Raw genomic sequence first — 500 nt, forward strand, 5'->3', positions numbered from 1 at the left:
GCGCGTTGGCCGGCGCCGGTGTGGGCGCGCTGGCCGGCGGCATTGTGGGACATCAGCAGGATAAAAATTACCGCTGGTAATTGCGGATACTCGCCAGGGCAACGCCGCGCGGCGTATGCCTGAACAAAACTGAACAGCGGGCCGGATTTTCCGGCCCGTTTGCGTAAGGGGCTTTAGCCAGTTGAGCGAGCGTTTGCGAGCGAAACAGAAATCCACCCGCTATGCGGGTGGAAATAATTTGTTATACAAAAAACACCTTTCCCATACGATAGAGTTGTTCAAGCCCATCGTAATTTTTAAGGGAAAGGTGTTTTTATATGGGAACTCGAGTTCAAAGTTTAGCCCACACAAAATGGTTGTGCAAGTATCACATTGTCTTTTCTCCAAAATACAGGCGGAAAATAATATTTGCCAACATTCGAGAAAGTATCGGAGAAATTCTTAAGGACTTATGCAAATATAAAGGTGTTGAAATTATCGAGGGCCATCTCATGCCGGAT

General features: G+C 47.8%; 2 protein-coding genes. Both read left to right on the forward strand.

What is annotated here, in order from left to right; translation table 11 throughout:
• The first annotated feature begins 5 nt into the window (after positions 1 to 5).
• Positions 6 to 80, forward strand: coding sequence for a hypothetical protein (locus HMPREF1022_RS19225; RefSeq protein WP_442852274.1), 75 nt, complete (start codon positions 6 to 8; stop codon positions 78 to 80).
• A gap of 237 nt (positions 81 to 317) precedes the next feature.
• Positions 318 to 500, forward strand: a 183-nt coding sequence (gene tnpA / locus HMPREF1022_RS17815) for an IS200/IS605 family transposase (RefSeq protein WP_156803046.1), incomplete at its 3' end; no start/stop codon positions are given.

Source organism: Desulfovibrio sp. 6_1_46AFAA (assembly GCF_000224635.1).
Lineage (GTDB): Bacteria > Desulfobacterota > Desulfovibrionia > Desulfovibrionales > Desulfovibrionaceae > Desulfovibrio > Desulfovibrio fairfieldensis.